Annotated in this window: 34 protein-coding genes; 26 read left to right on the plus strand and 8 right to left on the minus strand. The window is 37.9% G+C overall.

Annotated features, from left to right (window positions below):
• Nucleotides 1-13 precede the first annotated feature (13 nt).
• Complete coding sequence (gene fdhD / locus BBS29_RS03735; RefSeq protein ID WP_441295485.1) at nt 14-808, minus strand: formate dehydrogenase accessory sulfurtransferase FdhD; 795 nt, start codon at nt 806-808, stop codon at nt 14-16.
• A gap of 165 nt (nt 809-973) precedes the next feature.
• On the opposite strand from fdhD, the gene BBS29_RS03740 reads away from it, so the two are divergent.
• The 4 genes from BBS29_RS03740 to BBS29_RS03755 all read left to right on the plus strand — a co-directional run bounded on the left by BBS29_RS03740 (nt 974) and on the right by BBS29_RS03755 (nt 7,124).
• The gene (locus BBS29_RS03740) at nt 974-2,155 is read left to right on the plus strand and encodes an L-lactate MFS transporter (protein ID WP_373554033.1); all 1,182 of its coding nucleotides are present in this window, start codon (nt 974-976) and stop codon (nt 2,153-2,155) included.
• Nucleotides 2,156-2,249: 94 nt separating this feature from the next.
• Complete coding sequence (locus BBS29_RS03745) at nt 2,250-4,607, plus strand: FdhF/YdeP family oxidoreductase (RefSeq protein WP_068129174.1); 2,358 nt, start codon at nt 2,250-2,252, stop codon at nt 4,605-4,607.
• 125 nt (nt 4,608-4,732) lie between these two features.
• On the plus strand, nt 4,733-5,887 hold the full coding sequence (locus tag BBS29_RS03750) for a hypothetical protein (protein ID WP_068129177.1): 1,155 nt from the start codon (nt 4,733-4,735) through the stop codon (nt 5,885-5,887).
• A 10-nt stretch (nt 5,888-5,897) separates the two neighbouring features.
• The gene (locus tag BBS29_RS03755; RefSeq protein WP_068129180.1) at nt 5,898-7,124 is read left to right on the plus strand and encodes a metal-dependent hydrolase family protein; all 1,227 of its coding nucleotides are present in this window, start codon (nt 5,898-5,900) and stop codon (nt 7,122-7,124) included.
• Between the two features lie 38 nt (nt 7,125-7,162).
• Here BBS29_RS03755 and BBS29_RS03760 read toward each other — a convergent pair whose 3' ends face one another.
• Nucleotides 7,163-8,830, minus strand: coding sequence for a Na/Pi cotransporter family protein (locus BBS29_RS03760; protein ID WP_068129183.1), 1,668 nt, complete (start codon nt 8,828-8,830; stop codon nt 7,163-7,165).
• Between the two features lie 144 nt (nt 8,831-8,974).
• Between BBS29_RS03760 and BBS29_RS03765 the strand changes: the two genes are divergently transcribed.
• A complete protein-coding gene (locus BBS29_RS03765) occupies nt 8,975-9,817 on the plus strand; it encodes a DUF368 domain-containing protein (RefSeq protein WP_068129185.1) in 843 nt (280 codons plus the stop codon).
• Here BBS29_RS03765 and BBS29_RS03770 read toward each other — a convergent pair.
• Nucleotides 9,814-10,065, minus strand: coding sequence for a hypothetical protein (locus tag BBS29_RS03770; protein WP_040929601.1), 252 nt, complete (start codon nt 10,063-10,065; stop codon nt 9,814-9,816). The two genes, BBS29_RS03765 and BBS29_RS03770, sit on opposite strands and share 4 nt — an antisense overlap.
• 63 nt (nt 10,066-10,128) lie before the next feature.
• On the opposite strand from BBS29_RS03770, the gene BBS29_RS03775 reads away from it, so the two are divergent.
• From BBS29_RS03775 to BBS29_RS03790, 4 genes are all read left to right on the plus strand, one after another.
• Nucleotides 10,129-11,361 carry a lipid II:glycine glycyltransferase FemX gene (locus tag BBS29_RS03775; protein WP_068129187.1) on the plus strand — a complete coding sequence of 411 codons (1,233 nt, stop codon included), beginning with the start codon at nt 10,129-10,131 and terminating at the stop codon, nt 11,359-11,361.
• Between the two features lie 40 nt (nt 11,362-11,401).
• The gene (locus tag BBS29_RS03780) at nt 11,402-11,596 is read left to right on the plus strand and encodes a hypothetical protein (RefSeq protein WP_068129189.1); all 195 of its coding nucleotides are present in this window, start codon (nt 11,402-11,404) and stop codon (nt 11,594-11,596) included.
• A 242-nt stretch (nt 11,597-11,838) separates the two neighbouring features.
• Nucleotides 11,839-12,066, plus strand: a complete 228-nt coding sequence (locus tag BBS29_RS03785) for a hypothetical protein (protein ID WP_068129190.1) — start codon at nt 11,839-11,841, stop codon at nt 12,064-12,066.
• A 29-nt stretch (nt 12,067-12,095) separates the two neighbouring features.
• Nucleotides 12,096-12,323 (plus strand): hypothetical protein, encoded by a 228-nt coding sequence (locus tag BBS29_RS03790; RefSeq protein ID WP_218836832.1) that lies wholly within the window; start codon nt 12,096-12,098, stop codon nt 12,321-12,323.
• Nucleotides 12,324-12,340: 17 nt separating this feature from the next.
• Here the strand turns inward: BBS29_RS03790 and BBS29_RS03795 are convergent, their stop codons facing one another.
• The 5 genes from BBS29_RS03795 to BBS29_RS03810 all read right to left on the minus strand — a co-directional run bounded on the left by BBS29_RS03795 (nt 12,341) and on the right by BBS29_RS03810 (nt 15,040).
• Nucleotides 12,341-12,613, minus strand: coding sequence for a hypothetical protein (locus BBS29_RS03795; protein ID WP_068129194.1), 273 nt, complete (start codon nt 12,611-12,613; stop codon nt 12,341-12,343).
• A 13-nt stretch (nt 12,614-12,626) separates the two neighbouring features.
• Complete coding sequence (locus BBS29_RS03800; protein ID WP_068129197.1) at nt 12,627-12,941, minus strand: hypothetical protein; 315 nt, start codon at nt 12,939-12,941, stop codon at nt 12,627-12,629.
• Nucleotides 12,938-14,101, minus strand: coding sequence for an MFS transporter (locus BBS29_RS03805; RefSeq protein ID WP_068129250.1), 1,164 nt, complete (start codon nt 14,099-14,101; stop codon nt 12,938-12,940). The genes BBS29_RS03800 and BBS29_RS03805 overlap by 4 nt, the downstream gene beginning before the upstream one ends.
• Nucleotides 14,102-14,109: 8 nt before the next feature.
• On the minus strand, nt 14,110-14,280 hold the full coding sequence (locus BBS29_RS08350; RefSeq protein WP_168162117.1) for an SE1832 family protein: 171 nt from the start codon (nt 14,278-14,280) through the stop codon (nt 14,110-14,112).
• Nucleotides 14,281-14,386: 106 nt separating this feature from the next.
• The gene (locus BBS29_RS03810) at nt 14,387-15,040 is read right to left on the minus strand and encodes a PepSY domain-containing protein (RefSeq protein ID WP_068129199.1); all 654 of its coding nucleotides are present in this window, start codon (nt 15,038-15,040) and stop codon (nt 14,387-14,389) included.
• A gap of 146 nt (nt 15,041-15,186) precedes the next feature.
• On the opposite strand from BBS29_RS03810, the gene BBS29_RS03815 reads away from it, so the two are divergent.
• The 17 genes from BBS29_RS03815 (at nt 15,187) to rpsH (ending at nt 23,834) form a co-directional block, all read left to right on the plus strand.
• Nucleotides 15,187-16,521: an NCS2 family permease gene (locus tag BBS29_RS03815; RefSeq protein WP_068129200.1), complete on the plus strand. Its 1,335-nt coding sequence runs from the start codon at nt 15,187-15,189 to the stop codon at nt 16,519-16,521.
• A 266-nt stretch (nt 16,522-16,787) separates the two neighbouring features.
• Nucleotides 16,788-17,096: a 30S ribosomal protein S10 gene (rpsJ, locus tag BBS29_RS03820; RefSeq protein ID WP_040929592.1), complete on the plus strand. Its 309-nt coding sequence runs from the start codon at nt 16,788-16,790 to the stop codon at nt 17,094-17,096.
• Nucleotides 17,097-17,122: 26 nt separating this feature from the next.
• Nucleotides 17,123-17,779 carry a 50S ribosomal protein L3 gene (gene rplC / locus BBS29_RS03825; RefSeq protein WP_068129202.1) on the plus strand — a complete coding sequence of 219 codons (657 nt, stop codon included), beginning with the start codon at nt 17,123-17,125 and terminating at the stop codon, nt 17,777-17,779.
• 20 nt (nt 17,780-17,799) lie between these two features.
• On the plus strand, nt 17,800-18,423 hold the full coding sequence (gene rplD, locus BBS29_RS03830) for a 50S ribosomal protein L4 (protein WP_068129204.1): 624 nt from the start codon (nt 17,800-17,802) through the stop codon (nt 18,421-18,423).
• Nucleotides 18,423-18,695 (plus strand): 50S ribosomal protein L23, encoded by a 273-nt coding sequence (rplW, locus tag BBS29_RS03835; protein ID WP_040929589.1) that lies wholly within the window; start codon nt 18,423-18,425, stop codon nt 18,693-18,695. The genes rplD and rplW overlap by 1 nt, the downstream gene beginning before the upstream one ends.
• A gap of 39 nt (nt 18,696-18,734) precedes the next feature.
• Nucleotides 18,735-19,565, plus strand: coding sequence for a 50S ribosomal protein L2 (gene rplB / locus BBS29_RS03840; protein ID WP_068129206.1), 831 nt, complete (start codon nt 18,735-18,737; stop codon nt 19,563-19,565).
• A gap of 61 nt (nt 19,566-19,626) precedes the next feature.
• Complete coding sequence (rpsS, locus tag BBS29_RS03845) at nt 19,627-19,902, plus strand: 30S ribosomal protein S19 (RefSeq protein WP_040929587.1); 276 nt, start codon at nt 19,627-19,629, stop codon at nt 19,900-19,902.
• Between the two features lie 21 nt (nt 19,903-19,923).
• Nucleotides 19,924-20,292 carry a 50S ribosomal protein L22 gene (gene rplV, locus BBS29_RS03850; protein ID WP_040929586.1) on the plus strand — a complete coding sequence of 123 codons (369 nt, stop codon included), beginning with the start codon at nt 19,924-19,926 and terminating at the stop codon, nt 20,290-20,292.
• Between the two features lie 18 nt (nt 20,293-20,310).
• Entirely contained in the window at nt 20,311-20,958 is a 648-nt protein-coding gene (rpsC, locus tag BBS29_RS03855) for a 30S ribosomal protein S3 (RefSeq protein ID WP_040929585.1), read from the plus strand.
• A gap of 18 nt (nt 20,959-20,976) precedes the next feature.
• Nucleotides 20,977-21,411 carry a 50S ribosomal protein L16 gene (gene rplP, locus BBS29_RS03860; RefSeq protein WP_040929584.1) on the plus strand — a complete coding sequence of 145 codons (435 nt, stop codon included), beginning with the start codon at nt 20,977-20,979 and terminating at the stop codon, nt 21,409-21,411.
• On the plus strand, nt 21,401-21,610 hold the full coding sequence (gene rpmC / locus BBS29_RS03865) for a 50S ribosomal protein L29 (protein WP_068129207.1): 210 nt from the start codon (nt 21,401-21,403) through the stop codon (nt 21,608-21,610). Before rplP ends, rpmC begins: the two co-directional genes overlap by 11 nt.
• 19 nt (nt 21,611-21,629) lie before the next feature.
• The gene (gene rpsQ / locus BBS29_RS03870) at nt 21,630-21,893 is read left to right on the plus strand and encodes a 30S ribosomal protein S17 (RefSeq protein WP_040929582.1); all 264 of its coding nucleotides are present in this window, start codon (nt 21,630-21,632) and stop codon (nt 21,891-21,893) included.
• A 32-nt stretch (nt 21,894-21,925) separates the two neighbouring features.
• Nucleotides 21,926-22,294 carry a 50S ribosomal protein L14 gene (gene rplN, locus BBS29_RS03875; protein ID WP_040929581.1) on the plus strand — a complete coding sequence of 123 codons (369 nt, stop codon included), beginning with the start codon at nt 21,926-21,928 and terminating at the stop codon, nt 22,292-22,294.
• Between the two features lie 33 nt (nt 22,295-22,327).
• Nucleotides 22,328-22,636: a 50S ribosomal protein L24 gene (rplX, locus tag BBS29_RS03880; protein ID WP_068129209.1), complete on the plus strand. Its 309-nt coding sequence runs from the start codon at nt 22,328-22,330 to the stop codon at nt 22,634-22,636.
• Nucleotides 22,637-22,662: 26 nt separating this feature from the next.
• The gene (gene rplE, locus BBS29_RS03885; RefSeq protein WP_040929579.1) at nt 22,663-23,202 is read left to right on the plus strand and encodes a 50S ribosomal protein L5; all 540 of its coding nucleotides are present in this window, start codon (nt 22,663-22,665) and stop codon (nt 23,200-23,202) included.
• A 15-nt stretch (nt 23,203-23,217) separates the two neighbouring features.
• The gene (locus BBS29_RS03890) at nt 23,218-23,403 is read left to right on the plus strand and encodes a type Z 30S ribosomal protein S14 (protein WP_040929578.1); all 186 of its coding nucleotides are present in this window, start codon (nt 23,218-23,220) and stop codon (nt 23,401-23,403) included.
• Between the two features lie 32 nt (nt 23,404-23,435).
• Complete coding sequence (rpsH, locus tag BBS29_RS03895; RefSeq protein ID WP_040929577.1) at nt 23,436-23,834, plus strand: 30S ribosomal protein S8; 399 nt, start codon at nt 23,436-23,438, stop codon at nt 23,832-23,834.
• Nucleotides 23,835-23,853 lie beyond the last annotated feature (19 nt).

The raw sequence follows: 23,853 nt of genomic DNA on the forward strand, positions 1-23,853 counted from the left end.
GTAACGCTATGCGTTACTCCTCTTTTGCTCCGATCACTCTATTCGGATGGCTATAAATATTGAATCCACCACGTCTAATAAAACCGACTGCCGTTATATTTAAATCTTCAGCAAGGCGAAGCGCCAGGTCCGTCGGTGCCGATTTAGACAATACAATTCCGACTCCGATTTTAGACACTTTCGTTAATACTTCAGAAGACATTCTTCCACTAAAAATAATCACTTTGTCGTGAACGGTAATACCGTTTTTTAAGCAATAGCCGTAAAGTTTATCGAGTGCGTTATGTCGACCGATATCTCCACGTTGTACGATGATTCCGTCAGGTGAAGCAATACTCGCGTTATGAATACCGCCAGTTTCTTTAAAGACGTCAGACGTATTTTGCATCGTCTCCATAAGGTCAACAATCTGCTCTGGTGTCACTTTCGTTTTAGACATCGATACTTTTGACATCTCCATATCACTTTGGAAATAAAACTGTCGACTTTTACCACAACATGACCCGAGGACGCGTTTTGTAAAGCTGAACACATCAATCGGAATTTCTCGAGTTGTTTCAATGTGACAAAAACCACCACGGTCATCGATGTTCATCGTTTTAATATCGTTAAATGAACGAATTACTCCTTCAGAAGCTAAAAAACCGATGACTAATTCTTCGAGATGGTCTGGTGTACAAACGAGTGTTGCAAACTCTGTGTCATTGATGTAAATCGTTAATGGAAACTCTGTAGCGACCTTGTCAGTTAACGTTTCGAATGCATTATTTTTATATTTTATAATCGTTTCATTTGAAATGATATTCAATTTAATTAACCCCTAAAAAATATATTGTAAACCCTTACTTACAGTTATATAATTCTAATTATACTTGATTGACAACTTTGTGAAAAGGAAGTAAGGGGGAAACACAATGTCAACAACGAAAAATCGCTGCTCATAGCACTGGCCGGTGTAGCTTTACATATTTCTATCGGGTCTGTTTATGCGTGGAGTGTATTTACTCAACCATTACAAGACAAAATTGGTTGGACGTTAAGTGAAGTATCGCTAATTTTTAGTATCGCGATATTTTTCTTAGGAACATCTGCAGCATTTATGGGTCACTTTGTTGAAGCGAGAGGACCAAGAGCATCAGGTTTAATCTCAACGATATTCTTCGCATCTGGTTTAATCGTTTCTGGGTTTGCCGTACAGATTGAAAGTCTTTGGTTACTATATCTTGGTTACGGTGTCCTCGGTGGTATTGGACTCGGTATCGGGTACATTACACCAGTTTCAACTTTAGTTAAATGGTTCCCAGATCGACGTGGAATGGCGACAGGTCTTGCAATTATGGGATTCGGATTTGCAGCGATGATCGCAAGTCCAGTAATGGGGTACTTAATCGATTCAGTTGGAATCGCAAACACGTTTTACATAATGGGGGCGACATACTTCGTAATTATGCTTTCAGCGAGTCTCTATATCGAAAGACCACCTGAAGGTTACCACCCATCAGGTGTTCCATTAGAAGAACAACCAGAGCAAAAGAAAGACTACGTGCAACTTGTTGCGAACGAAGCAATTAAAACACGTCGATTCTATTTCTTATGGTTAATGTTATTCATAAATATTACGTGTGGAATCGCGATATTAGCAGTTGCAAGTCCAATGGGACAAGAAGTTGCAGGTTTATCTGTAAAGAGTGCGGCACTGATGGTAGGAATTATGGGAGTATTTAACGGTGCAGGACGATTATTCTGGGCAAGTATCTCAGATTATATTGGTCGACCAAATGTGTATACTATATACTTCATCATTCAAATCGTCGTATTTGCGTTACTACCGTTTACAACAAACGGCGTACTATTCATGATTATGTTATTCATCATGATTTCTTGTTACGATGGAGGATTCTCAGCAATTCCAGCGTATATCGCTGACTTATTCGGTACTAAACAACTCGGTGCAATCCACGGATATATTTTAACAGCTTGGGCACTTGCAGGTTTAGTTGGACCATTTATCGTAGCAAAAATTTACGAAGCAACACAAAGTTACGACATGACATTATACATTTTCGTTGCGATGTTTGTCGTAGCGTTAATAATTTCGATTCTCATCCGCTCAGATATTGCTAAAATTAAAAGAGAATCAGAGTTAAACAACTAAACAAGCGAATCAGTTTAGACGAATTAAATCATTCATCATTCCTACCCTATATTGTGTATAATATAGGGTAGAAATATTTTGAGGGGGAAATATAATGGGCAAAACATTACATCCAGGTCCAATTAATAAGACAAAACGCTGGGACCCCAAATTATGGGTAAGTCCAATTCCATTTGGATTAACTAAAGTTAAACCACATCATATGAGAGATACAGCCAAAATCGTATGGAAAAATAGAGATAACTTAAACTACGCCAAAAACATCATTTTAAAAGGTGTATGTGACGGGTGTGCATTAGGTGTGTCTGGTCTTCAAGACCAAACGTTAAACGGTCCACATATGTGTACGACACGTTTTAACGTATTACGTTTAAATACTGCACCACCAATTGACCCAGAGTTTTTACACCAAGATATCGATGAGTTACGCAAATACTCAAGTCGTGAGCTCCGTGAAAAAGGAAGAATTCCTTATCCGATGATCCGCCGTAAAGGCGAGCGTCGTTTTACACGTATTTCTTGGGATGAGGCAATGGAGCAAATTTCAGATAAAATGCGTGAATTAGATCCGAAACAATACGCGTTTTACTTAACGAGTCGTGGGATTACAAACGAATCGTACTATGTAGCAGCTAAAATAGCGCGTTTCTTAGGTACAAACCATATCGATAACGCATCACGTATTTGTCACTCACCATCTAAATCAGCATTAATGCGCTCAATTGGTGTTGGTGCCTCAACTTGTAACTATCAAGACTGGCTAGGTACAGATGTACTAGTATTCTGGGGATCTGTTGCATCTAACGCATCACCAGTATCAACGAAATACATGATGGAAGCGAAAAAACGTGGTACGAAAATTATCGTCATTAACCCGTACCGTGAACCAGCACTTGAAAATTATTGGGTACCATCGGTAACAGAATCTGCATTATTCGGAACGAAAATTGCAGATGAATTCTACGAAGTAAATATCGGTGGAGATATTGCTTTAATGCACGGTATCATGAAGCATTGGTTTGATATGGAGGAAGCACGTGAAGGTGCTGCAATTAACCATGAATTTATTAAAGACCATGTAAATAACTACGAAGACTTAGTAGAAAACGTGAAATCTCAAGACTGGGATGAAATTGTTAAGTCTTCAGGTGTTTCTAAGAGCGATATTATCGAACTTTCTGAAACACTTGCGCACGCAAAAACAGGTGTTATGGTCTGGGCGCTCGGTTTAACGATGCACTCACACGCAACAGATAACATCTCACAAGTTGCGAACATCGCGTTATTACGTGGATGGTTAGGTAAAAAACATTGCGGATTAATGCCACTACGTGGACACTCAAGTGTACAAGGTTCAGGAGAAATGGGTGCAGATCCATTCTCACTTCCTGGTGGAGGATTTGACGATAAAAACGTCGAAAGAATCGAGAAGTTATGGGGCTTTGACTTACCAAACTGGCCTGGAGATACAGTCGGTGTAACGATTGAAAACGCAATGTTAGACGAAGACAACGAAAGAAAACTAAAACTATACTATATGTCAGGTGGTAACTTCTTAGAGACGATGCCAAACCCTGACTTTGTAGAACAAGCTTTAGCTAACTTAGATATTCGTGTGCACCAAGATATTATTTTAAATACGTCTACACTCGTCGATGCAAAAGAAGCAGTCATCGTATTACCAGCGAAAACTCGTTACGAGCAAGACGGCGGTGGTTTATCGACATCTACAGAGCGTATGGTTTACTTCTCCCCTGAAATTGAAGGAAACCGTAATAGAATCGAAGAAGCACGTAGTGAGTGGCAGATCTATGTCGATCTCGCTAAACGTGTTAAACCTGAAGATAGTCATTTAATCGACTTTAAATCAGGACAAGAGATTCGTAACGAAATCGCAAAAGGTAACCCTGCATATGATGGGGTACAGTACTTAACTAAAGCAGGAGACGTTTACCAATATGGTGGTGCTTGGTTATGTGAAGGTGGCGTATGTCCAACTCCAGACGGTCGTGCGAACTTAATTACGATGGAGATTCCAAAGAGTAATGAAAAAGCTGGAGAGTATAAACTCTTAATGCGCCGTGGTGCACAGTTTAACTCAATGGTTTACGGTGACTTAGATAACTTTAACCACATGGGTCGTCACGATGTACTGATTAACCCACAAGACGCTAAGCGTCAAGCGATTGAAGACGGAGAAGCAATCGTACTTTACAATGAAAATGGAGTATTCCAAGGACATGCGAGATATGCAGATATCCGTGAAGGTAACGTAGGTACGTTATTCCCAGAAGGAAACTTCTTAGCACAAATCGGTGTATACGAGAGCTTCGTTGAAATGCCGGATTATAACGCAAACGTTAAAGTAGAAAAAGCAGACTTCTTCAATGCAAATAAAGACAGACAATATTTAGAAAAACCAGTACCGGATTTAGAAGATAATCCGAACTAATTTACAAATACCTGAGGTTTTACACCTCAGGTATATTTTTATATATTGAATATTCAGAAAATTCATTTACTTTTAAGTTTGGATGGTCCATAATCAAATCATTAATTAATTTTGAGGTGAGTAAAATGACTTTTGATCCAATTGTAGCAACAGTTTTAATTCTTTTAATTCTCACCATTGGCGAATTGATTTCGATTGTGACTCATGCGAGAGTGCCAATGCTGATGACAGCGATGATTTTATATTTGCTACTCGTATGGTCTGGATTGTTCCCAGAAAATATGACAGAGCAAACGTTAATACCATCACTCGGTATGGTGTTAATACCAGCTCTTATCGTACATATGGGAACACTGATGAGTTATGACATATTAAAGAAACAATGGCGTGCAGTCGTCATTGCATTATTTGGATTAGTAGGTGCTGTAGTGCTCGTACTTACTATCGGAACACTTGCGTTTGATTTTTCAGTAGCAGCGAGTGGTATCGGTCCTATTTCTGGAGGAGTAATTGCACTACTCATTACGACAGAGCGTCTACAAGAACTTGGGTTAACGAGCTTAATCGTCGTTCCTGTCATGATTGCTGCATTCCAAACACCAGTTGGTATGCCAATCACGACTTATTTTATGAGAAAGTACAGTCGTTACTTCTTAAAACATAAAACAGATGCGGAAAAGCAACAAGATTTAGAAAATAAGGAACGTTATGAGCATGCACGATTTAATATTCTAAAAAACAACTTAGTTTTACTAACAATTATTTTTGGATTTGGTGCAGTGGCAACAGTGCTGGCTAAATATACTCCGATTCACTATACATTATACTCACTATTATTCGGGATTATTTTAGTGAATCTTCGTATTTTACCAAAAGCAGCATTAGAAAAAGCGAACTCATTCTCATTTTTAATGGCAGCGTTAATGATCGTCATTATTAATACGATGGGAGGTATTACACCAAAAGACGTCGTCAATCACTTCCCAGCAGTCGTTGTAATTTTAGCAGTTGGTGTCGTCGGTCTTTTAATCGGTGGTTTTATCGGTTCAAAGATCGTCGGATGGCATCATACGAAAGGGATACCAGTCGCTTTAACAGCATTACTTGGTTTCCCAGCGGACTACATTCTTTGTGAAGAAGTATCGAGAAGTGAAGCGAGTAATGACAGAGATGAAGAAGCATTATTCGATGAACTCGTATCGCCGATGTTAATCGGTGGATTTGTGACAGTAACTATCGCATCAGCAGTAATCGCAAGCTTTGTGATGGGATTAATTTAGGGGGATTAGAATGAGTAAATTATTAGTTAAAAATGTAAATCTTATCAATGGATCGGACGAAGACGTATTAGAAAATACAAGTGTCCTAGTTGAAGATGGTAAGTTTGTAGAAGTGAATCCAAAATCAGTCGATGATTCTGTCGAAGTACTAGATGGTGAAGGAAGATATTTAGTACCAGGCTTTATTGATTCACACGTCCATCTCGCAACAGAATTTCAGCCACTTGCTGAAAAACTTGCACAACCATTTTCTTATAACTTTTTTAAATCGATTGAATACGCACGAAATACAATTAACGCAGGGATTACAACAGTACGTGATGCGTATGGTGCAGATTTAGGATTTAAAAAAGCGGTTGAAGACGAACTCGTCGTCGGTCCAAGATTGGTGATTTCGGTATCTGCATTATCTATTACTGGAGGTCATGGTGATTCAACGAACTATTCTGGTATTGATGTACCGTTTATTTTACCGCATCCGGGGCTACCAACAAATATCGCAGATGGCGTTGAAGAAGTACGTAAAAAAACACGTGAAATATTACGAGCAGGCGCAGACGTTATTAAAGTTATGGCTACAGGTGGTGTTTCTACGCCGACAGACCATCCAAGATTTACACAATATTCTCAAGAAGAACTGAATGTCATCGTCGAAGAAGCACGCTATAGAAATGGCGTTAAAGTCATGGCACATGCTCAAGGAGAAGAAGGTATTCAACAATGTTTAGATGCGGGTATCCACTCAATTGAGCACGGGATTTACTTAACAGATAAAATTATTGATCAAATGAAAGAGCAAGGGACATTTTTAGTACCAACATTACTCGCACCAGTGTCTGTGATTGAATTTGCAGAAGAACTTGGGGTGAGTGAAGTTGGATTAAAGAAATCAAAAGAAGTATTAGATGCACATGTAGAGAGTTTTAAGAAGGCGCATAAAAGTGGTGTAAAAATCGCAATGGGTACTGACGCAGGTGTGTTTAAACATGGTACGAACTTAAGAGAGTTAGAACTAATGGTCGAGCATGGAATGACACCGATGGAAGCAATTATCGCGTCTACAAAGACAGCTGCAGAATGCTTAGAACTCGATAACGTCGGTCAAATTGCACCTGGATTTTTAGCAGACTTCGTATTATTAAAAGAGAACCCACTAGAAAATATCGGAAGTCTAAAAGACAATGACAACATACTCGTCGTTGCGAAAGAAGGAAAAGTTTTAAAAGATATACGATAAAAAATAATCCGAAGTACGATTTGTACTTCGGATTTTAATTAGTCATAAATTGTAAATTCTTCTGGTAACTCATGTCTTGTTGAGTAAAGGATTGTTTCTGAGATGTTTCTAGAGTTATAACCGATACGCTCAAGTAATGCGATCAGTTCAGCATAGACAGCACCAGATTCAGGTGAGCACGTACCATCGTTAAGGCGTGACACGTGGTCTTGACGTAATTTATGTTCGATTTTATTCGATTGATTACTTAGTTGAATGATTCTTTCAAGTCCTGAAGGATTGTAAATATCTATAGAATCCACCGTCATATCAAGTGAACGTTTGACGTGTTTCATCATTGTCTCAAGACCTTCAAATGCAGCATCTGAGATTTTGACACGATCTTCTTCTTTTATTTTATACTCGTTAGCAAAGTCTTCGATGAATTTAGCTGTATTCGTGTAAATACGTGTAACTTCAAGTAGTGCAGCGATATTTTCACTATCGATATTACGCTGGTTTTGAAGTTCAAGTATATCCATTAAGTACTTTCGGATACTCTCTTGTACATTATCTACGAGTTGAACTTTTTCGATAATTTTTCGATATCGTTTATCGGTCGGGTTTTCAACGTATTTAAACAAATCTTTAAACGTATCAGAAATAATTAACCCTAGGTTTTTCACTTCACTCTGTGCACTTTGTGTTGCAAGTTGAGGTGATTGTCTAAGTAAAATAGGGTCTAAGAAATTTGGTTTATAATCTTCTACGAGATCTTTACCAGGTACAATTTTAGTTACAATCCAAGCAAGTACACCGATGAATGGTAATTGAATTAACGTGTTAATTACGTTGTATGAACCGTGTGCAAATGCGATTGTCATTGGCTTATTTAAGTTTAATGCAGACTGTAAAAAGTCGACATACATGACGAATAAAGGCATTAATATCATGAAGATTATGGCACCGATAACGTTAAAGATAACGTGTACGGCAGCCGCACGTTTAGCTGCGAGAGATCCAACAAGTGCTGCAAGTATTGCTGTAATTGTCGTACCAATATTATCTCCTAGTAATATTGGTAGAGCAGCATTTAAGTCAACGAGGTCATTTAAATAAAAGTTTTGTAAAATCGCGATCGTCGCACTCGAACTTTGTACGATGACTGTTAATATAACCCCTACACCTAGACCTAAGAAGCTGTTATCACTCATTTCTAACATTAAGTTACGAAATGCCTCTAAGTCTGCGAGAGGTTTCACACCCTCTCCCATGAGTTCAAGTCCGAAGAATAACGCACCGAAACCAAATAATATACGTCCAAGATTATTAATTGATGTTTTGTTAAAGAAAAATAGTAGAAAGCTTCCGACAGCAAGTACTGGTAGTGCGTACTCACCAATATCTAAACCGATAATAAACGCTGTGACGGTCGTACCGATGTTTGCACCCATTATGACACCAATTGCTTGTTTTAATGTCATAAAGCCTGCAGATACGAGACCGATTGTAATTACAGTCGTCCCCGAACTACTCTGTATGAGTATCGTAACGAGCATCCCTGCTAAAATTCCACGTATTGGTGTTGCGGTCATACGGTTTAATATTTCACGTAAACGGTCACCGGCGGCTGCTTGTAAACCGTCTCCCATTGATTTTATCCCATATAAAAATATCCCGAGTCCCCCGAGGAACGAGAAGATAATTTGCATTGGAGTAGCATCCATAATTAATCCTCCGATAAGTCATTAAGATTTATAGCCCTTAAATTATGTATATAAGTATTATAATACCATTTTTCATTGCAAAATAATAAAATTTTATGAACATATGGTAAAATATATTATCAATAAAAAGCAAGAGGTTAAATTATGAGATGGAGTAACGTTATTCGAGGGTTCTTTATGGGTATTACAGAAATGTTGCCAGGTATTAGTAGTGGTACGTTAATGTTATTACTCGGAATTTACGATCAAACACTCGTAGCAATAAACGAATTATTTACAAAACGATATAAGAAGTCATTAATGTTTTTAATCCCACTTTTCATTGGGATGGGAATTGCGATCGTGACGATGTCATCACTGATAAACTACATGTTAAATACGCACCCTATAATTACCCACTTTTTCTTTTTAGGACTAGTAATTGGTGTCATACCAATGATGTTTAAATTAGGTAATTATAAAGTGGAGTTTAAAACAGTACATTATTCTATTATCGTAGTAGTGACAGCATTACTATTTTTAATGGATTATTTTGTATTAGAAAAGTCAGATGTAACGTCAGTTGAAATGAGCACGACGATGTTAATGTGGCTGTTTATATGTGGTTTTTTAGGAGCGAGTGCTTTAATATTACCTGGGTTATCTGGGTCAGTGATACTACTTATGCTCGGTGCGTATCCGATACTCATGTATTCGATATCTGAATTTTTATCATTTAACTTTACAGTAACACCGGTATTAGTAGCTGTTGGGCTCGGTATTATCGCGGGAGTATTACTAACGAGCCGAGTGCTACATTATTTACTACGCGTTTATCCGTATTTAATGTACGCACTTATAATCGGATTGTTAGCTGGCTCAGTCTTCCCGATATTTAATGGTCTCCCGAGTCGTCCAACAGAGTGGGTAATTTCACTTATAGCGTTTGTACTTGGGTTATTTATCAGCTACTATATGTCGATAAAAAACAACTCAGACACTATTTAAGTAAAGTAAATTAAAAGAATTCGATAAAAGTGAGTCAGTGCGAGTACAATGTTAATTACAGCAAGTATATTCGTCAGTTTTTTACTGCCGAGGAGTATATAAATAACACTTAACGCGCCGGAAACGACGAGTAAAATAATTCGGATACTTAACCAGTCGATTAATTCATCAGCTGAGTAGTTTGCGTATATATCGAATGCACTCCATGCATTAAATAATATAAAAATTAAAAGTAGTAATTGTTTCATAATTTCATCACCTTCATTAGAAATTATAGCAAAATTTTTAAACGAATGATTGGAGCACATATTATGTATAAAAAATTAAATGTGAACGAAAACGACTATAACACGTTTATTGAGACACATAAAAATGGCGACTTACTTCAGTTAACCGATTGGGCGGAATCTAAAAAGTTAACAGGTTGGTACTATAAGCGTATCGCTATTGGAAACGATGAAAAAATTGTAGGTGCAGCGACGTTACAATTTAAAAAAATTCCAAAAACAAAGTTTACGCTCTGCTACATATCGAGGGGATTTGTCGTCGATTATACCGATGAAGCGGCTGTAAAGACGTTATTATCCGAAACGATAGACGTCGCATTAAAAGAAAATAGTTACGTCATTAAAATCGATCCAGACATTCCTGAAGATGAAAAGGATACATTAAAACTCTTAAAGTCCCTCGGATTTAGGCACCACGGATTTTTAGATGGTATGAGTAAAGACGCGATTCAACCACGTCAAACGATGGTGACAGACGTTTCGGTCGACGACAAAGCACTACTTCAAAGTTTCGATAGAAATAACCGTACGAGAGTCCGACGTGCGTTACGCATGGGGTCAGTTGTAAAACGTGCATCTCGTGAAGATTTAAAAACGTTTCACGAACTGATGAAAATCACCGGCGAACGAGACGGCTTTTTAACACGCGACATTACGTATTTTGAATCGATGTACGATGCACTCCACAATAACGGGCATATGGAACTGTTTTTAGTCGAACTAAATCCTAAAAACGTAAAAGAAAATATTGAAAAAGACATTTTAAAAGTTAATAAAGATATTAAAAAAGCGGATAAAATCGCCGACGAGACGAAAAAACAAAACCAATTAGACAATCTCAACAACCGTTTAAGCAAATTAAATACACAACTTGAAGAAATAAAAGAGATTAAATCGACAGAAGTATTATCTGGTGCGTTATACGCACAATGTGGAGAAAAGGCATATTATTTATACGGGGCATCATCCAACGATTACCGTAACTTTTTACCAAATCATCATATGCAGTTTCATATGATGCAATATGCAAGAGCACATGGCGCAAAAAGTTATGACTTTGGAGGGACGAGTGTTTCACCGCCAGAAGACTCAGAGTATTTTGGGCTATGGCAATTTAAAAGTCAGTGGGGGACAGAAGTATCTAATAAGATCGGTGAATTTGATTACGTATTAAACCGACCATTGTATCACTTACTCAATACAGCCGTACCGCTGTATCAAAAATCTAAAATGTTTTTAAATAAAATTAGAAAATAAGGGTATATTAAATACAAGTATTCTTAAAGGGGGATCAACTGTGTTTGAATATCAACGTTTATATTGGAATCATTTACGCGGCGAACACCTTAAAGTCGTGTTAAACATCGTACTTTACGTCATTTTATCAAGTATCGTTTCAATAATTGGAATTGGATTAGGATTCACTGTAATCGGGAGACAATATTTAGCTGGACAAGTGCACAAAGTGGACCTGGAGCACTCGGTATTATAGGAATCATATTAGCAGTACTATATTTATTTGCATTAATAATATTTGTCTTATTACTACTCGGATACGGATATTACAATTACTTCTTCTTAGCATATGAAGAAAAAGAATCGAAATTTAATCATGGATTATTCGCTTTTAAAAAAGGGCGTTACTTAAAGTCATTAGGACTTGTCATCATCATTTCGATTATTGCTTTTGCAACGAACTTTGCACTTAGTTTTGTTGGTGCGCCATTAAATTTAATGGTCGATCCGAACACTTTAACTAATGGAGATTATTCAATAAACTTTACACCAGCAATCATCGTTTTCGCTATCATCGGAGGCATTATCTCGATGCTTGTGTCATTTCTCATTGAAGGTATAACACTCAGCATGTGGTTTAGACATTTAGAAGCACCGATATCAACGCTTGGCGATAAAGTTGCGACTGGAATTAACGTCGTGTTTAAAACTTTAAGCAGTTTTTAAAACTGATTCTTTCAGTTTTCTTAATCGGCGTGTTACTCACGATTGTGATTGCGGTATTAATTATTAGTGGTGTCGCAATTGGAGTTGCTACAAGCAGTGACGCTGTGATGTTCTTTGTAGTACCGATTATCATCATAGTTTCGATCGTTATCGGCTTGCTTGGTACTTATCTCATTTACGGAAGTTATGTCACGTTTTATAAAGAAAACCGCGCAAGATTAAACTTAGACGATGAAATTGAATATATTGAAGCATAAAAATAAGCCGTTCTACTTTATAGGTAGAACGGCTTAAATATTGCTAAATATGCTATAAATCCAATAGAGACGAGAGAAATTGTCATTAACGTTAGAGAGAAATAGTTATTTAACTCGTCGTCAGAATTACTTGAACTCGTATTAAATGCTTTTACGCTTATATAGAGAGAAAGTAACGCGACTATAGACCAAGAATATATAGTGAAGAAAATAACACCTTCATTTAAAATGATGTTCACAAAAAATATCGCTTGAATCATAGTAAGTAACATCAATATAACTCGAGTCATAATAGAGGTCCTCTTAAACTACGAATAAATACACGACTAAAGCGATCGCCATCGCTACTGTAAAGGCGTGTATTAAATATAAGTGTCGGTTATCATGTCTCACTTTAAATGCTGTAATTTCTACAGAAGAAATAATAGAGATTGCGAGTAATAACATCATATAATCATCAATGCCTTGGACAGGTAATATGTTAGAAACCAACATACTTAAAAATCCGAGTCCAGACAACAGTCTTATGACAATTAAAAATTTCGCACGTAATCCATATATTGTGACAAACGCCACGAGTAAATAACTAATTAACATCATTATTGTTAAAAATGTCATGCAACTTGACCTCTTTTTCTATAATACTGGTAAATGAAGAACGTCGATAATAACACGAGAAGTGCACCAAACACAAACGGTACACCGTAGTGAATTAAGAATAGTATGTTGAAAAATATCGGTCCGACAATACGCCCGAGACTATCGAGAGAATACGTTGTAGCTGTCATTTTACCAACTTCATGATGTCTTGCTTCTTTCGTAATTTGAGATGTCATTAACGTACGAACGAGTGCATTACCTGACATTAATAAGACGATACAAATTCCCGCGTAAAATAACCCCGTCATAAACGGCAACATAATAAATGCAATTAATGCCATCGCTTGACCGATGATCATCGCACCATATTCTTGGCCATCTTTTAACTTACGAATCACGCCACCTTGAATGATCGCGTTAAAAATTCCACCGATAAAGAACAGGACACCCATCTCTCCTGGTGTAATATCGATTTTTTCTTTACCGAGTAGTTGGAACGTACTCTCCATACCACTCATCATAAACATGACGACAAACGTCGCAACGAGAAGTATACCAACAGGTTGAATAAAATATTCCTTTTGGACAGCGATCCCACGCTCAATATCTGTATTCGAACGATATGTTTCTTTGATTTTCAACACCGAAAAGATAAGCGCAGTAAAAATAATAATTGCAGTCATAAAAAATGGTGCTGAGACAGAAACAGATGCAAGTAGACCACCGATACCAGGGCCGAATACGAATCCGATACCCATTGCCATACCGATAAGCCCCATGTATTTAGTACGTGTTTCAATAGATGTAATATCTGCGACCATTGAAGTTGTCGCGACATATAGTGCACCTGACGCCATACCTGCAATGAAACGGCTGATGTAAAGGATCGCGAGACTATTTGAGAATATCGCAAATACTAAAAAACTTAACATAAAGACAAATAGTCCGCCGATTAATAACGGTCTTCTACCGATACGGTCAGATAACGTTCCAAAAAACGGTGCAGATATAAAACTTGCAATCGAATAAATTGCGATAATGAAACCTAAGTGCAGAGTGCTCACACCAAATACGACGACTAACTCCGGCATAACAGGAATAATCATACTAAACCCAAAATAAATTAAAAACTGGATGAGCATAATAAATAAAATCTTCTCTTTTAAATTCTCTGTCATCGTTAACATCAACTGCCTTTTTTAATTTTATCTTTTATCTCTTTGATCTCACGTTCAAGAGACTCTAACTGCTTCAGCATCTTATCTGGAGCTTGTCCAGTGGATTCAATTTTTTCTAAATCACCCTGGATTCGGATGTAATCATATTTTAAAGTTTCTAAATGTTGTTTTAAATCCATGCTCTCACCTCTAATTATGTAGTTATAGTTAATGATAGCACAAAAGCGCTTTACAGCTCTATGTAAAAAAGCAGGGAATCACTCCCTGCTGTTAAACGTTTATAAATTAGTCATCGCTTTCTACGAAATCTCCTGTATAAGCATCGACTTTAACATCGACGTTATTACCGTTGTCTTGAACGATTTCGATTTCATAATATAAATTACCGTCGTCAAAGTCGGTAGACCATTCTGTTACTTTACCGTTCACATTATCTTTTGCAGTTTGAATCGCATCTTCAACTTTAACTAAGTCGCTATAATTAAAATACTTATTATCGTTTTCATCGTCTTCTGCTTCAGTTTCTTCTTTTACTACTGATAAATCATTGACGTCTAAACTCACTTCATATTCTTCAGTATCACTTTCGAGCTCTATTTTATAGACATATTGGTTATTTTCTTTCGATACGCCAATGTCAGTTAATTGTCCATCAAAACGAGATTTTGCTTCTTCGATCGCATCTTCAATGGACTTACTAAAGCTCGCCATATCGAGTTCATCGCCTTCGTTTGATGAAGCATTATTTGAATTTTCATTTGATGAGTTGTCGTTTTCAGAGTCGTTGTTTTCAGATTTGTTATCGCTTGTTGACTCTGTTGTTTCAGTTTGTTTTGATTCGCTTTGGTTAGTTGTTTCTTCATTATTATCGTTGCCACATGCTGCAAGTGTTAGTGACGCTGCGATTAATAATGATGTGATTTTAAATTTAGTGTTCATTAGGCATTCCTCCTATGACTAACTATTGCCACAGTATTGAACATATAAACATAATTCATATTAAACTTATTGCATTGTGCGTCTTTTAACGATAAAATTTATAAATAATTTAATTTCTACTATAAATAGAATAGAGAGAGTATAAGATGAAACGATATTTTCAATTTGATGAGTTAGGTACAAATTACCGTCGTGAAACTATTGGTGGGATCACTACATTTCTTTCGATGGCATATGTTTTAGCAGTTAACCCTGCAATGCTTAGTCTTGCAGGAGTTGAGGGTATTCCAGATGATATGCGTATGGATATTAACGCAGTATTTGTTGCGACGTGTCTCGCGGCATTTATCGGAACGTTTATTATGGGTGTTTGGGCGAGATATCCAATCGCTTTAGCTCCTGGGATGGGGTTAAACGCATTTTTCGCGTTCTCTGTTGTACTTGGAATGGGAATCCCATGGCAAACAGCGCTATCTGGTGTACTCGTATCCGGTGTACTATTTTTAATACTGACAGCATCTGGTGTTAGAGAGTACGTAATCAATGCGATACCGATGGAAATGAAGATGGCCGTTAGTGCCGGGATTGGTTTTTTCATCGCGTTCGTTGGATTTAAAGGTGCCGGGTTCATCGTTGCAGATGAAAACACGCTCGTACATATTGGTAACATTCATGATGCACACGTTATCCTTACAATATTTGGATTAGTGCTTTCAGTCATATTAATGACGCGTAAAGTCCCAGGTGCGATTTTTATAGGAATGATTATTACCGCGATCGTCGGACTCGTGTTTAACTTATTACCGATGCCTGAAGCGGTCGTGAGTAAAGTGCCGAGCATTGCACCAACGTTCGGTGCAGCATTTGAAGGATTTTTAAATCCGTCTGAGCTTTTTAATGTACAGTTTTTAGTCGTCGTATTAACATTTTTATTTGTTGATTTCTTTGACACGGCGGGTACATTAGTTGGAATCGCGTCACAGGCGAATTTAATTAAAGATAATAAAATACCACGTGCAAGTCGTGCACTTGCTGCAGACTCATTCGCAACAATTTCAGGAGCGATCCTAGGTACATCGACGACGACGTCTTATGTCGAATCGACAGCAGGAGTTGCAGCTGGTGCGAGAACTGGATTTGCAAGTATCGTATCGTCACTACTATTTTTACTCGCGATATTCTTTAGTCCATTAATTGTCGTGTTCACATCTGAAGTGACTGCACCTGCACTTATAATAGTAGGCGCATTAATGGCATCGAACTTAAGCAAAGTAGAGTGGACGCGTTTCGAAGTGGCAGTACCAGCGTTTCTAACAGTAATAATGATGCCACTCACTTATAGTGTCGCAACAGGAATCGCGATTGGTTTTATCTTTTATCCTATTACAATGTTAGTTGCTGGAAGAAAGAAAGATATCCACCCGATCATGTATGTATTAGCAGTTATATTTATTCTCTATTTTATATTTATATTAAGATAAGATATGCTTGATAAAAAAGAGTGAAAAATCTCGGATAACCCTTGATTTCTTCACTCTTTTAATGTATTATATATAGCGTTGGACTCAAAAAGTGACAGAAAAACTGTCAAGAACATTGCGAAACCCTTGATAAATAAGGGTTTTCTTGTTAAATCGATGAAGCGAGAGGTTACTGACACACCCGGCCCCATTGTCATGGCGGGTGCGTGAGAAAATTTTCGTGGAGAAGTCTATCAATAATGATGACGACCGAGGAGGTTAAAATAATGGCAAAACAAAAAATTCGTATTCGTTTAAAAGCGTATGAGCACAGAGTGCTTGATCAATCAGCGGAGAAAATCGTTGAAGCAGCAAAACGCTCTGGCGCGGAAGTTTCTGGGCCAATCCCACTTCCAACAGAGAAAACTGTTTACACAATCTTACGTGCGGTACATAAGTACAAAGATTCACGTGAGCAGTTTGAACAACGTACGCACAAACGTCTTATCGACATTTTAAACCCTACACCAAAAACGGTAGATGCTTTAATGAGCTTAAACTTACCATCTGGTGTGGACATCGAAATTAAACTATAAATTAATATCAGGAGGTGCGACTTTCGATGACCAAAGGAATCTTAGGTAAAAAAGTAGGAATGACTCAAATCTTCGGAGAGAACGGAGAGCTAATTCCAGTAACAGTTATTGAAGCGGCAGGTAACGTTGTCCTTCAAAAGAAAACAGAAGAAGTAGACGGATATAATGCAGTACAAATTGGTTTTGATGACAAGCAAGACTATAAACCAACTAGACGTACTAACAAATACGCAACTAAGCCTGAAATGGGCCACGTTAAAGCTTCAGGTGCAAACCCTAAGCGCTTCGTACGCGAATTCCGCAACCTAAACGTAGATGAATTCGACGTAGGTCAAGAAGTCAACGTAGATACATTTGAAGCTGGAGACATCGTAGATGTTACAGGAACTTCTAAAGGTAAAGGTTTCCAAGGTAACATTAAACGACACAACCAAGCTAAAGGACCATCAAGTCACGGTTCGCGTTACCACAGACGCCCAGGTTCAATGGGTATGGTTGACCCATCACACGTTCTAAAAGGTAAAAACTTACCAGGACAAATGGGTGGCGAAAGAGTAACGCTTCAAAACTTAGAAGTAGTTATGGTTGACAACGAGCGCGGCGTAATTTTAGTAAAAGGTAACGTACCTGGACCTAAAAAAGGTTACGTACAAATTTCATCAGCAATTAAAGGTGACAACTAATATAGAAAGGAGGATATACAATGGCAAACGTAGATGTATTATCTATTGATGGTTCAAAAGTAAAAACAATCGAATTAAACGAAGAAGTTTTCGGAATTGAACCAAACCAACATGCATTATTCGAAGCAGTAACGCTTCAACGTGCATCATTAAGACAAGGTAATCACAAAGTTAAAAACCGTGGAGAAGTTCGCGGTGGTGGTAGAAAACCATTCAGACAAAAAGGAACAGGTAACGCACGTCAAGGTTCGATTCGTGAACCACACATGAGAGGCGGGGGCGTAGTATTCGGTCCAACTCCTAGAAATCACGGATTCAAAATGCCAAGAAAAGTTAGACGCTTAGCGTTACGTTCTGCATTATCAGTAAAAGTAAACGAAGAAGCATTAACAGTTGTAGATGCATTCACATTCGATGCACCTAAAACAAAAGAATTAGTTAAAGCTTTAGATAACTTAGATGCAGGTAGAAAGACACTCATCGTATTAGGTGAACAAGATGACAACGTTCTAAAATCAGGACGTAACGTCCCTGGAGTTACAGTTATCACTGCTTCAGGCCTAAACGTATTAGATATCCTTTCTGCAGATCGTGTAATTTTCACGGAAGATGCAATTACTAAAGCAGGGGAGGTACTTCTGTAATGGAAGCTAGAGACGTTATTAAACGCCCAGTAATCACTGAGCGTTCAGCAGATTTAATGTCAGAGAACAAATACACGTTTGACGTAGATGTTAGAGCAACTAAAACACAAGTTAAACGTGCTGTTGAAGAAATCTTTGATGTAAAAGTTGAGAAAGTTAACATTATGAACGTAAAGCCTAAGAAAAAGCGTATGGGACGTTATCAAGGCTATACGAACAGAAGAAGAAAAGCGATTGTAAAATTAAGTGAAGGTTCTATTGAATTCTTCTAAAAATATTCGAAAGTTACCAATAAGGAGGTAAACAGTTAAATGGCGATTAAACATTATAAACCAACAACAAATGGTCGTCGTAATATGACGAGTCTGGATTATAAAGATTTAACTAAAACTAAACCAGAACGTTCATTATTAGAGCCACTTCCGAAAAAAGCTGGCCGTAACGCACAAGGAAAAATTACTGTACGTCATAAAGGTGGCGGACATAAACGTCAATACAGAGTTATTGACTTTAAACGTAACAAAGATGGAGTACCAGGACGTATCAAAACAATCGAATACGATCCAAACCGTTCAGCAAACATTGCACTTGTTCAATACTTAGATGGTGAAAAGAGATATATCCTTGCACCTAAAGGAATTGAAGTTGGACAAGAAATCATGAGTGGTAAAGATGCGGATATCAAATTAGGTAACGCATTAGAGTTAGGCGATATGCCTGTTGGTACAACTATCCACAACATCGAACTTAAACCAGGTAAAGGTGGGCAAATCGCTCGTTCTGCTGGTACATCAGCACAATTACTTGGTAAAGAAGGTAAATACGCAATCGTTCGTTTAAGCTCAGGAGAAATGCGCATGATCTTACTTACATGCCGTGCAACAGTCGGTTCTGTAGGAAACGAACAACATGAACTTGTAAACGTAGGTAAAGCTGGTCGTTCTAGATGGGCTGGTAAGAGACCTACAGTTCGTGGTTCTGCGATGAACCCTAACGATCACCCACACGGTGGTGGTGAAGGTAGAACTGGAATCGGTATGCCATCTCCACTTTCTCCATGGGGTAAAAAGACTCTTGGTAAGAAAACTCGTAGAAACAAGAAGAAGTCTACTAAGTTAATCATTAGAAAACGTAAAAAATAATCAACATCATTAAATCGTGTGCGGTTCTCACCGCACTGATTTCTTGAAGGGAGGCGCCAAAATGGCACGTAGTATTAAAAAAGGACCTTTTGTAGATGATCATTTAATGAAAAAGGTAGAAAACCTTAACGAATCAAATAAAAAGACTGTAATTAAAACTTGGTCACGTCGTTCAACAATCTTCCCACAATTCATCGGGCACACGATTGCTGTATATGACGGCCGTAAACACGTACCAGTTTATATTACTGAAGATATGGTTGGTCACAAACTCGGAGAGTTTGCTCCAACAAGAACTTTCAAAGGACACGGCGGTAAAGACGCTGTAACTCGATAACACCTAAAGGAGGAAATATACATGCAAGCGAAAGCAACAGCTAGAACAGTGCGTATCGCTCCACGTAAAGTACGTTTAGTGGTTGATCTCGTAAGAGGTAAAGAAGTTGGCGAAGCAGTCGCACTATTAAAGCTTACTAATAAAAGAGCTGCTGAAGTAGTAGAGAAGCTCATTTTATCAGCAGCGGCAAACGCTGAACATAACTACGACATGGATGTTGACAGCCTAATCGTTTCTGAAATTTATGCAAACGAAGGACCAACGCTTAAACGTTTCCGTCCACGCGCACAAGGTCGTGCAACTGGAATTAACAAACGTACGAGCCACATCACTGTTGTACTTACTGAAAAAGAAGAAGCAGTAGAAGAACAGGCTGAAGAAGCGAACTAATAAGAGGAGGGAATTACTTTGGGTCAAAAGATTAATCCAACGGGATTACGTATTGGTGTAATCAAAGATTGGGAAGCAAAATGGTACGCAGAGAACGACTTTGCTGACTTATTACACGAAGACTTAAAAATCCGTAAATACATTGATGAAAACCTTAAAGATGCAGCAGTATCACAAGTTATCATTGAACGTGCTGCAAATAGAGTAAACATTGCACTACACACTGGTAAACCAGGTATGGTTATCGGTAAAGGCGGTAGTGAAATCGAAAAACTACGTGAAGCACTTGTTAAGTTAACAGGTAAACGCGTGCACATTAACGTTATCGAAGTTAAAAATATCGATTTAGATGCGAAATTAGTAGCAGAAAACATCGCACGTCAACTTGAAAACCGTGTGTCATTCCGTAGAGCTCAAAAACAAGCTATCCAAAGAACGATGAGAGCAGGAGCTAAAGGTATTAAAACTTCTGTTGCAGGTCGTTTAGGCGGTGCAGATATCGCACGTGCAGAAGGGTACAGTGAAGGAACAGTACCACTACACACACTTCGTGCAGACATTGACTACGCACACGAAGAAGCAGACACTACTTACGGTAAGTTAGGTGTTAAAGTGTGGATTTACCGCGGTGAAGTTTTACCAGCAGTAAAGAACGAGAATAACTAAGAGAGGAGTACAAGAAGAATGTTATTACCAAAGAGAGTAAAATACCGTCGTCAACACCGTCCAAATTCTAAAGGACGTTCAAAAGGCGGTAATGAAGTAAACTTCGGCGATTACGGCTTACAAGCTACGACGTCTGCATGGATTACTGCACGTCAAATCGAAGCAGCACGTATCGCTATGACACGTTACATGAAACGTGGCGGTAAAGTATGGATCAACATTTTCCCGCACACGCCAATTACTAAAAAGCCATTAGAAGTTCGAATGGGTTCTGGTAAAGGTGCAGTAGAGCACTGGATTGCAAACGTTAAGCCAGGACGCATCATGTTTGAAGTTGCAGGTGTAGATGAAGAGGTAGCTCGTGAAGCTCTACGTCTTGCAAGTCACAAACTTCCAGTAAAAACAAAATTCGTTGTGAGAGAAGAATTAGGTGGTGATACGAATGAAGGCTAAGGAAATCCGTGAACTTACAAACGAAGAAATCGTAAATAACATTAAAGAACTTAAAGAAGAACTCTTCAACCTACGCTTTCAACTAGCTACTGGTCAGCTAGAAAACACTGCTCGTATCAAGGAAGTTAGAAAAACGATTGCGCGTTTAAAAACGACAGTCCGTGAAAGAGAAATTGAAGAAGCAAAAGCGAATCAATAATTTATAGGAGGTTTATATAATGGCAGAGAAAAATGAACGTAAAGTTTATCAAGGCCGTGTCGTTTCTGATAAGATGGACAAGACAATCACTGTACTTATTGAAACACACAAAAGACACCCAATTATTGGTAAACGCGTAAAATACTCTAAAAAGTACAAAGCTCATGACGAGCACAACAAAGCTAAATTAGGCGATATCGTAAAAATCGAAGCTACTCGCCCATTATCAGCTACTAAACGTTTCCGCTTAGTGGAAATCGTAGAGGAATCAGTAATTATCTAATCGTGTAGATATATAAAGGGAGGTAACCACGCATGATTCAACAAGAATCTCGTATGAAAGTTGCCGACAACTCTGGAGCTCGTGAAGTTTTAACGATCAAAGTACTTGGTGGTACTGGCCGTAAAACAGCGAACATTGGTGATGTTGTTGTTGCAACAGTAAAACATGCAACACCGGGTGGTGTTGTCAAGAAAGGTGACGTAGTTAAAGCAGTCATCGTTCGTACTAAAACAGGTATCCGTCGTGAAGATGGTTCATATATTAAATTTGATGAAAACGCATGTGTCATTATTCGTGACGATAAAAGTCCAAGAGGAACTCGTATATTTGGTCCAGTAGCACGTGAATTACGTGACGGCAACTTTATGAGAATTATCTCATTGGCACCAGAAGTATTATAATTTTAATATTAACTAAGGAGGTGCGATAAGACGATGCACGTAAAAACAGGCGACAAAGTTATTGTCATTAGCGGTAAAGATAAAGGTAAACAGGGAACTGTTTTAAAAGCTATCCCTAGAGAAGAACGTGTGGTAGTTGAAGGAGTAAATATGGTTAAGAAACACCAAAAACCTTCTCAATTAAATCCAGACGGAGGGATTTTAGAAACAGAAGCAGCTATTCACGTTTCTAACGTTATGCACGTTGATCCTGATTCAGGTGAACGCACTAGAATCCGTTATGAAGAAAAAGACGGAAAGAAAATTAGAGTAGCAGTTAAATCAGGTAAAGAAATTAAATAAGGTAACTCGGAAGGAGGACACATATCGTGATTCGTTTAAAAGATAAATACAACGAGACAATCAAAGATGAACTCGTTAAAAAGTTTGAATACAGCTCTGTAATGCAAGCACCTAAAATCGATAAAATCGTAATCAACATGGGTGTTGGTGAAGCTGTACAAAACGCTAAAGTATTAGACACTGCTGTAGAAGAATTAACAGCAATTGCTGGTCAAAAACCACAAATTACAAAAGCTAAAAAATCAGTAGCTACATTCCGTTTACGTGAAGGTATGCCAATCGGTGCAAAAGTAACTTTACGTGGTGACAGAATGTACGATTTCTTAGATAAACTTATCTCAGTATCATTACCACGTGTAAGAGACTTCAGAGGTGTATCTAAAAAAGCATTCGATGGTCGTGGGAACTACACTTTAGGTGTTAAAGAACAAATCATCTTCCCAGAGATCGATTACGATAAAGTAACAAAAGTAAGAGGTATGGATATCGTTATTGTTACAACAGCTAACACAGACGAAGAGGCTCGTGAACTGTTAACACAATTTGGTATGCCATTCAAAAAGTAAAAAGGAGGCATATTCATGGCTAAAAAATCAATGATTGCGAAACAACAAAAACCGCAAAAATTCAAAGTAAGAGAATATACACGTTGTGAAAGATGTGGACGTCCACACTCAGTACTTCGCAAATTTAAACTTTGCCGTATCTGTTTCCGTGAACTCGCATATAAAGGTCAACTTCCAGGCGTCAAAAAGGCGAGCTGGTAATTCTATATAAATTGAAGGGAGGCATATTTTAGATGACTATATCAGATCCAATTGCAGATATGCTAACACGCATTAGAAATGCGAACATTGTTAAACATGAATCATTAGAGATTCCAGCGTCAAACATCAAAAGAGATATCGCTGAAATCCTTAAAAATGAAGGTTTCATCAAAAACGTAGAATATGTGGAGGATGACAAACAAAATATTATCCGTGTGTTCTTAAAATATAGTGAAAATGGCGAAAGAGTAATCACTGGTCTTAAGAGAATTTCTAAACCAGGTCTTCGCGTATACGCTAAAAAAGATGAACTACCAAAAGTACTTAACGGTTTAGGTGTTGCTTTAATTTCAACATCTGAAGGTGTAATTACAGATAAAGAAGCTCGTAACAAAAACGTTGGTGGAGAAGTACTCGCTTACGTTTGGTAATAACAATTAGGAGGTGCAA

The sequence above is a fragment of the Nosocomiicoccus ampullae genome (genome assembly GCF_001696685.1).
GTDB lineage: Bacteria > Bacillota > Bacilli > Staphylococcales > Salinicoccaceae > Nosocomiicoccus > Nosocomiicoccus ampullae_A.